The organism is Hallerella sp. (assembly GCF_022776125.1).
GTDB classification, from domain to species: domain Bacteria; phylum Fibrobacterota; class Fibrobacteria; order Fibrobacterales; family Fibrobacteraceae; genus Hallerella; species Hallerella succinigenes.
This window is the reverse complement of sequence record NZ_JALFIA010000047.1, coordinates 45,755-53,735: the sequence shown is the minus strand read 5'-3', so window position 1 is coordinate 53,735 and position 7,981 is coordinate 45,755. Positions and strand designations below refer to the sequence as shown.

Sequence of the window (7,981 nt, the reverse complement as noted above, 5' to 3'; positions counted from 1 at the left end):
GACCGCAGCCAAGACCAAGTTCCAGCCCATTGTGCTTGCAACGTTTGCCTCCGTGGTGGCTCAGCTTCCGCTGGCTTTCGCCCTGGGTGGTGACGTGGCCGCCATGACCCAGCCTATGGGTATTGCCTCGGTGGGTGGCTTGATTGTGTCCGCACTTCTCACCATGTACCTGGTGCCCACCTTCTTCTGGCTCCCGAACGCAATCTTCTCCAAAGTGAAGACGAAAAAAGATAAATTCATTCAAAAGCGTAAGATGCTCGCATAAACTCTGAATTCAAACGCAAAAACGGCTGATCAAAGATCAGCCGTTTTTTTTACAAATTAAAGATCTCGGTAAAAGATCTGCGTTCGTTTTAAAACCGCATATCGCGTTAAATTCAAGATTCGCGCTTCGCCGATAGTTTCAAAATCCACCGGATGGAATACGAGGCGAGGCGTTCCAAGCGGAGAGCGGAGCGCTAAGCACGCCGATGTCTGAGCCACGTTCAGCGAAAGCTGCGGAAGGCCTGCAAAGCTCAATGCCGGGGAAAGAATCTTTTGCGACTTCTTGTAAACGGCAAAACGGTCTTCATAAAAATCAAATTTGCTTAGCACCTGTTCCTTCAAATGGGCATTCCCATACCAAGCGGGCGGTACAAATCCCCGCGGAAGGTCCAAGCCCAAAGCGCCCCAAAGAACCATCCCCTGTTCTAATAACCTGAAAGAATCGAAGTCGTCAAGCCCCGCAAATTCCGCTTCGTTTTCCGTCAGCGCAAGAGCCTTTTTGCCCCAAAAGTTACGACCTACGGAAGTTAGCGCCATGTGACGCGTTCCGTGCAGCAAAAGTTCAAAGCCGTCCCGCAAAAGGCTTTTAAGTTCATTCTTCAAAAAATCCAGATCCGCTGCCGAAGCCCGCACAGCATCGGGAATCACGGCGACCGTAATCGGCGAATTAGCCGACTGTGCGATACGCCGAATTTGCCCCACCGCTTTTTTTGCATTTTTAACCGAAAGGTCGTGATAGCAGAGAAAGAATTTAGAAGCCATATATGGCGAAGATAATAAAAAGCCTTTGTGCGAAATACTAAATTTGGGACGATGAAAACAAAATCCCTGTACATTTTCGACATGGACGGTACGCTTTTCAACACGCTCGGCGATTTGAGCGTGGCTGTGAACCATGCGCTCGCCGCTTTCGGGTTGAAAACTTTACCGACGGAAAAAGTGAAAAGCTACATCGGAAACGGTTCGCTGAAGCTGATCGAACGCTCTTTGGAAGGTGCCGACGCACCCCTTCTTGAAGTGCACAAATGCTACTCCGAATTTTACGCACAACACTGCTTGGAAAAAACGGTACCGTATCCGGGTGTCGTAGAATTTTTAAGGAACTTCCCGGCCAAAAAGGCGCTTGCAACAAACAAGCCGCACACACCAGGCCTTGCTCTTTTAAAACACTTTGGTTTGGAATCCTATTTTGAAGCCTTTGCCTTTGGCGATGAAGATACGCCCCGGAAGCCGGACGCGGCCCCCTTCTTGAAGGTCCTGAATGCCACCGGAGTTTCTAAAGAAGATGCCGTGATGATCGGTGATGACGCCCCGGATATTCTCGGAGCGAAAAATGCAGGCATCGACAGCGTCTTTATCGAAAACGGTTTTGGCAAGCGCGCGAGTTTTGCACCTGTGGAACCGACTTATTCTATTGCCCATTTTTCGGACCTCGTCCATTTACAGTTCCGCTAATCTATGTCTTTGCATTATTTAATCGACACTTACGGCTGTCAGATGAATGAGTACGATTCCGCACTCATCGCTTCCATGCTCGAAAAAAACGGTTGCGAACCAACCGAAGATCCAAACGAAGCCGATCTTTTCTTTTTCAACACATGCTCCGTACGCGAAAAAGCGGAAGAAAGCGCCAAGGCACGAATTTCCAAGATGAAATTCTACAAGAAGCGCCGACCATGGATCAAATTCATTGTCACAGGCTGCATGGCGGAACATTTGGGCCCCCGTCTCATCGATCAAGTAGATTGCATCGATTACGTCATCGGTCCCGACAAGTACAACCAGATTCCGGAAATTTTGTTCAAGCATCCGGTTATCGTCAAAAAGCACAATGTTCAAGAACGCGTCCTCACGGGATTTGATATTGAAGAAAATTACATCGGCGAATATGCAAAGATTGCCCATCCGTTTTCTTCTTATGTGACGATTCAGCGCGGTTGCAACTTCCGTTGCAGCTATTGCATTGTGCCGTTTGTCCGCGGACGTGAAAAGTACCGTGCCGCAGACGATGTGATTTACGAAGTAGAAAAGGCGAGCGAACGAGGCATCTCCGAGATTTGCCTGCTAGGTCAGACTGTCAACGCCTACCGCAATCACGGCACGGACTTCGCCGACCTGCTGGTGAAAATTTCAGAAATTCCGGGCATTCGCCGCATCCGCTTTATGAGTCCGCATCCCCGTTTTTACACGGAAAAGCTCATCGATGTGCTGCAGAGCGTTCCAGAAATTTGCCCGCACGCCCACATTCCACTGCAAAGCGGAAGCGATGCTATTCTCGATAAAATGAAGCGTCGATACAAGGTTGATGACTTTATGCGGATCCTCGAAAAGTTCCGCGGCAAGAATCCGGATTACGGTCTCACGACCGATATCATCGCAGGCTTTGTCGGTGAAAGCGACGAAGACTTTGAACAGACTCTTGCCGCAGTCAAGGAGGCCCAATTCGACGCAGCCTTCATGTTCGCCTACAGCCCGCGCGAAGGCACCGTCAGCGCACAAGAAACCGAAACCCTTTCGGAAGAGCAGAAGCAGGAACGCTTAGCCCGCCTCGTGGAATTGCAGAATTCGATTACGCTCAATCGCAACAAGCTGATGATCGGCAAGACCGAAGAAATCCTTGTCGAACGACCGTCGTCTAAAGATCCGAACGAATGGGTCGGCAAGACGGGTAGTTTTAAAAAGGTCGTTTTCGCTTCAAAAACCGCGAAGCCTGGCGACTATGTCAAATGTCATATCAACGAAGTCCGCGGATGGACCCTCCGCGGCACGCCTGTTACAGAATAAGAGGATACAATGCGTTTGTTCGCAAAAATTATTTTCTCTACCGCGACGACCCTTGCCACAGTCGTTTCCGCGGCATCACTTGAAGATGCGCAGAAGGCTTATGTTTCTGGAAATTGGAAAGGAGCAGCGGAAGCCTTTGAAGCGGTCTGTCCGACGCTGGATATGGCAAAACGTTCCGAATGCGCACTGTGGGGCGTTCTCGCCCGTTCGCAGACCGGAAATTCCAAAGATTTTTCCGCCGCCAAAAAAAGACTGGATAGTTTGATTTTCGCCACTGCGGATTCCTTGCCGGTGGTTTCCGATCTTTACATGACTCGTGCGCAATTTGAACTTTATTTGAAACGCCCGGATCTCTCGTACAAAAGCCTCAAGGCTTCTTACGCCAAAGCTCGTCCAAGTCAGCTCGCTGTCATCTATCAGGTCTGCCAAAGTTTATACAAAGTAAACACCGTCGATTCCGTCCATAGCCTTTGCGCTGAAATCGAACGAGCAAAGACATCCCCACGAATCACTTCTAGCGAATCTCAAACCAGCACAGCCAGTTCGAGCTCCGCTCCCAAAGACAGCACCACCTGCTCTAGTTCTTCCGCTCTTTCCAGCGCATCGGAAGCGACTTCCAGTGCAGCCGAAGCCCTTTCTAGCGTAGCCGAAGTCGTACCGGCATCGGTGGACGAAGCCGCACCTACAGGCGACTGGTCCTTGCAGCTAGGCGCATTCAGCATCCAGGCAAATGCCGAAATGCTCGCAAACTCTCTCAAGGCAAAAAAAATCGACGCCCGCATCATTGAAGCAAAACACGACGACAGGACGCTCTACCTGGTGCAGACAGGAGTCTTTGCTAGCCGTGATGAAGCCATGAAATACGGCGAAGAAGTGCTTTCCAAGCATCATTTGGAATACACGCCTGTAAAAAAGCTTTAATTTTTTCTTTTTTCTCTCAAATTTTCGTAAACAGTTCTATATTTGTGTTTACCCCAAGCCGGGGTGGTGAAATTGGTAGACGCGCCGGACTCAAAATCCGGTACTCGCGAGAGTGTGAGGGTTCGATTCCCTCCCCCGGCATTATAGAGAACTGCTGAGGTTCAATGAAGACTGCTTTCAAAATTCTTTGCGCCAGCATTTTTGCTGCCTCCGTCTCGTTCGCACAAGACGATTTTGAAACTTATGATGCAGAGGGTGAGGGCTCGACTTATTATGCTCCTGCAGCAGAAGAAGATGGGGCAAATTATTACAGCGCAGATGACGCAAACGCTCCCGAAGAAACCGTAGCGGGTTCCGCTAGTTCTTCGAGCGACGAATGGGCTGGTTTCGATTACGAAAACGCTGGCCTTACCCAATGGGAATTCCAACAGGCAAAAGAAAGCGGCATGAGCCGCGATAAGCTCACTCAGCTTACCGAACTCGGCGTCCGCCCGTCTGAATACAACCAAGAACCTTGGAAGCGTCTCGGTGTTTCCGAAGAAGACTGGCTTTCTTCTCGCGCTAGCGGCTTGGATGATTCCGATATTGACCGTACTTATAGAAATCACGCTGGAGAACAGGACCTGGCTTACCTCTCCGCTGTGATCCCGTCCCTCTATCAGTGGAAGCACGACCAAACGGTGAAAGCTATCTGGATGGATGCCCTTTGGGTTGTCGGCGTTGGCGGTCTTACTTATTTCGCAATCAATAACGATAAATACGATAACACTTGGATTTACTGGTTGATTCCGATTCTCGGTGCTCACGGGTGGTCCTTTGCTGACGCGTTCTTCGATACCCAGTGGGCGAATAACCCCGATGCAAACCGCTTTAGCCTCGGCATTGGTCCTAGCTTCGAAGGTGGTCTCGCTGGTATTCTGCAAGTGCGCTTCTAAGCAAAATGCAGATCGAACTTCTTAAATGCAAAATTCATCGCGCTACCGTGACGGACGCGAACTTGAACTATGAAGGTTCCATTACGCTCGACAGAGCTTTGATGGATGCGGCAGGCATTCTACCTTTCGAAAAAGTCGGCATTCTCGACATCCATAACGGAGCGCGCTTTGACACATACGTCATCGAAGGCGAACCGAATTCCGGTACAATCTGCTTGAACGGTGCAGCAGCCCGCATGGTCCAGAAAGGCGACCTCATCATTATCGTTTCCTACATTTCCATGACTCCAGAAGAAGCGAAGACCTGGAAACCGACGGTTGTGAAGGTCGACTCCCAGAACAAACTGCGCTAAATCGCTATATTTAAAGCGTGAATCATTCCAAACCAACGATAATTCCTTTGCTTTTCCTTGCAGGGATGTTCATCTCTTGTCAGGACGAGCCTGTGGTCGTTCAAGAAATCCGCGAAACACCGGGTGATATTCAGGTGTTGAATTCCAGCGGAATTCCGGGCGCCGCTTCCAAGATGCGCGACTACTTGCGCACTCAAGGTTTTGACGTGGTAGAAATGAGCAACGACAATCTTTGGAATTACGAAGAAACCATTATCGCCTTGCGCAATCCTCATTGGGCAGGGGCAGAAGCTCTTGCCAAAACGCTTCACACAGAGAATGTAATCCCACTTGAAAACAAGCACAAACTCGTGGATGCGACCGTATATGTGGGCAAGGACTTTGAAAAATTGATACAGGCAGGAACACCATGACAACAGCCAAAAAGACAACGACTAAAAAGACGACCGCAGTGAAAAAGACCGCGGTTAAAGCCACCGCCAAAAAGACGACTGCAACCAAGACAACTACAGCCAAAAAAACGGCGGGAAAAAAGACCGCAGTGAAAAAGGCAGTCGTCAATAAAACTGCCGCTACCGTCCAAAAGGCTCCGGCGAAAAAAGCCGCTCCGAAAAAGGAAGCCTTCTCGAACTCCGTAAAGACCGCAGCGGAAATCCTTTTCCAGCTCCGCGCCCAGAACCTACAGTTGATCGATCTCCGCGGTGTTTCGGACACCTCTGACTTCATGATCATCGCCACTTGCGAAAGCGAAGCCCAGATGCAGGCGATTCTCGACGAACTTTCCAAGGAATTCAAGCACCAGGGTCTGCAGCACCGCACCGAATACAAGCCGGGCATCAACATGCGCTGGGCGGTTTTCGACGCAGGCTTTGACCTGATGATCCAGCTGTTTGAAGAGACCAAACGCGAAGAGCTCGCCTTTGACAAACTCTACAGCGATGCTAAGATTGTCGACCTCGAAGAAAAGAACTTTGTGAAGACCAAGGCCAAGAAAGCAAAGGTTGAAGATGAACTCATTTAATGATGCGATAGCCCAGGCTGTTGCCGCTACCGGCGCTTTTGAACTTGAACAGGCCAAAAAGCTGATCACCGTTCCGACGGATACGGAACATGGCAACTTCACCCTTCCCTGCTTTGTCCTTGCTCGTTCCCTGCACAAGGCTCCGAAAGTCATTGCAGAAGAACTCGCTCCGAAAATTGAACTTCCGAACGGCATTTGCAAAGTGGAAGCGGTCGCCGGTTACTTGAACTTTTTCATCGACCGTAAGTTCCTCGCCAAGTCGATTCTCGAAGCCGTGTTTTCTCAGGGTCTTGAATACGGTCATGCAGAATCCAACGGTAAAGTGGTCTGCATGGACTACAGTTCCCCGAATATCGGTAAGGAACTCGCATTCCATCATTTGCGTTCGACGATGATCGGAAACTCTCTCTCTCGCATTTACAAGGCTGCGGGTTACAAGGTGGTTCGCATCAATCACTTGGGCGACTGGGGCACGGCCTTCGGTAAGCTCATTGTGATGTACCTGCGCGAAAAGCGTCCGACGGACCAGGCGACTCTCGATTCGCTGACCGTGAAGGAATTGAACATTCTTTACGCGAGCTTCTCTAAGGCTGCAGAAGCAGAACCGGGTCTCGAAGATGAAGCCCGTGCCACATTCTCGAAACTTGAAAAGGGCGATGATTTCTACCATCAGCTCTGGCTCGCCTTCCGTGCGGCAACTCTCAAGGAACTGATGCGCATCTACAAGATGATGGGCGTCGACTTTGATTATTACACAGGCGAATCCTTCTATGAAGACAAGATGCCGGCAGTGATCCAGGACTTGGAAGCCAAGGGCCTTTTGGAGCGCAGCGAAGAACGCGACGTGGTGAAGCTAGACGAATACAAGCTGAACCCATGTCTGATTCGCAAGAGCGACGGAAGTACTTTGTACGCAACGCGTGACCTCGCCGCCGCGATCTACCGCAAAAAGGAATACAACTTCGACAAGAGTCTCTACGTGGTGGACTTGGGACAGGCTTTGCACTTTAAACAGGTGAAGCTTGTGCTCAAGAAAATGGGCTACAACTGGCACGACACGCTCGTCCATATTCCGTTCGGCGTGATCCTGAACCTGATCGACGGCAAGTGGGAAAAGGGCAAGACCCGTACCGGCAAGGCAAAGCTCCTGCGTGACGTGATTGAAGCCGCTCAGCAAAAGATTTTGGACTTCATCAACCAGAAGAATCCGGAACTCGAAAACAAGGAACTGATCGCGCAGCAGATAGGCATTAGCGCCCTCACCTTCAACGACTTGAAGAACCACCGTTTGATGGACGTAAAGTTCGACTGGGACAGCGCTTTGAGCTTCGAAGGCGCAACCGGTCCTTATGTGCAGAACGCGCACGTGCGTCTTTGCAGCATTATGCGCAAGGCCGGCTACGATGTGACTCTGCAGGATGTAAACTTTGACCAGCTTTTGGACGATGCTGCCTATGAACTGATCAAGCTCCTTGCCAAGAAGTCTGAAAAGATTCTCAAGGCTTGCGAAACCGATGAACCGTGTGAACTCGCCCAGTATGCTTTGGATATTGCAGGCGCCGCACACAAATTCATCCACGACGACCGTGTTCTCGGCAGTGCAGAAGAAAAGTCCCGTCTCTTCCTCGTGAAATGCACACAGATCATTCTCGAAGACGTTCTCGTGTTGCTCGGACTCTTCCCTGTTCGCAACATGTAATCGG

At 50.2% G+C, this 7,981-nt stretch carries 10 protein-coding genes and 1 tRNA gene; 10 read left to right on the top strand and 1 reads right to left on the bottom strand.

Annotated elements, in window-relative coordinates:
• Positions 1–265, top strand: a 265-nt coding sequence (locus MR847_RS05845) for an efflux RND transporter permease subunit (protein ID WP_287723199.1), incomplete at its 5' end; no start/stop codon positions are given.
• 56 nt (positions 266–321) lie between these two features.
• Here MR847_RS05845 and MR847_RS05840 read toward each other — a convergent pair.
• The gene (locus MR847_RS05840) at positions 322–1,026 is read right to left on the bottom strand and encodes a DUF2334 domain-containing protein (protein ID WP_287723198.1); all 705 of its coding nucleotides are present in this window, start codon (positions 1,024–1,026) and stop codon (positions 322–324) included.
• A 51-nt stretch (positions 1,027–1,077) separates the two neighbouring features.
• On the opposite strand from MR847_RS05840, the gene MR847_RS05835 reads away from it, so the two are divergent.
• The 9 genes from MR847_RS05835 to argS all read left to right on the top strand — a co-directional run bounded on the left by MR847_RS05835 (position 1,078) and on the right by argS (position 7,977).
• Complete coding sequence (locus MR847_RS05835) at positions 1,078–1,719, top strand: HAD family hydrolase (RefSeq protein ID WP_100424684.1); 642 nt, start codon at positions 1,078–1,080, stop codon at positions 1,717–1,719.
• 3 nt (positions 1,720–1,722) lie between these two features.
• Entirely contained in the window at positions 1,723–3,048 is a 1,326-nt protein-coding gene (gene miaB, locus MR847_RS05830; RefSeq protein WP_287723197.1) for a tRNA (N6-isopentenyl adenosine(37)-C2)-methylthiotransferase MiaB, read from the top strand.
• Positions 3,049–3,057: 9 nt separating this feature from the next.
• A complete protein-coding gene (locus tag MR847_RS05825; RefSeq protein ID WP_106519021.1) occupies positions 3,058–3,969 on the top strand; it encodes an SPOR domain-containing protein in 912 nt (303 codons plus the stop codon).
• 57 nt (positions 3,970–4,026) lie between these two features.
• Positions 4,027–4,110: transfer RNA gene (locus MR847_RS05820), tRNA-Leu, on the top strand.
• A 23-nt stretch (positions 4,111–4,133) separates the two neighbouring features.
• Complete coding sequence (locus tag MR847_RS05815; protein WP_106519022.1) at positions 4,134–4,904, top strand: hypothetical protein; 771 nt, start codon at positions 4,134–4,136, stop codon at positions 4,902–4,904.
• A gap of 5 nt (positions 4,905–4,909) precedes the next feature.
• Entirely contained in the window at positions 4,910–5,257 is a 348-nt protein-coding gene (gene panD / locus MR847_RS05810; protein ID WP_100424688.1) for an aspartate 1-decarboxylase, read from the top strand.
• 65 nt (positions 5,258–5,322) lie between these two features.
• A complete protein-coding gene (locus MR847_RS05805; RefSeq protein ID WP_100424689.1) occupies positions 5,323–5,670 on the top strand; it encodes a LytR C-terminal domain-containing protein in 348 nt (115 codons plus the stop codon).
• The gene (rsfS, locus tag MR847_RS05800; RefSeq protein WP_287723196.1) at positions 5,667–6,278 is read left to right on the top strand and encodes a ribosome silencing factor; all 612 of its coding nucleotides are present in this window, start codon (positions 5,667–5,669) and stop codon (positions 6,276–6,278) included. Before MR847_RS05805 ends, rsfS begins: the two co-directional genes overlap by 4 nt.
• Positions 6,265–7,977, top strand: coding sequence for an arginine--tRNA ligase (gene argS / locus MR847_RS05795; RefSeq protein WP_287723195.1), 1,713 nt, complete (start codon positions 6,265–6,267; stop codon positions 7,975–7,977). The genes rsfS and argS overlap by 14 nt, the downstream gene beginning before the upstream one ends.
• Positions 7,978–7,981 lie beyond the last annotated feature (4 nt).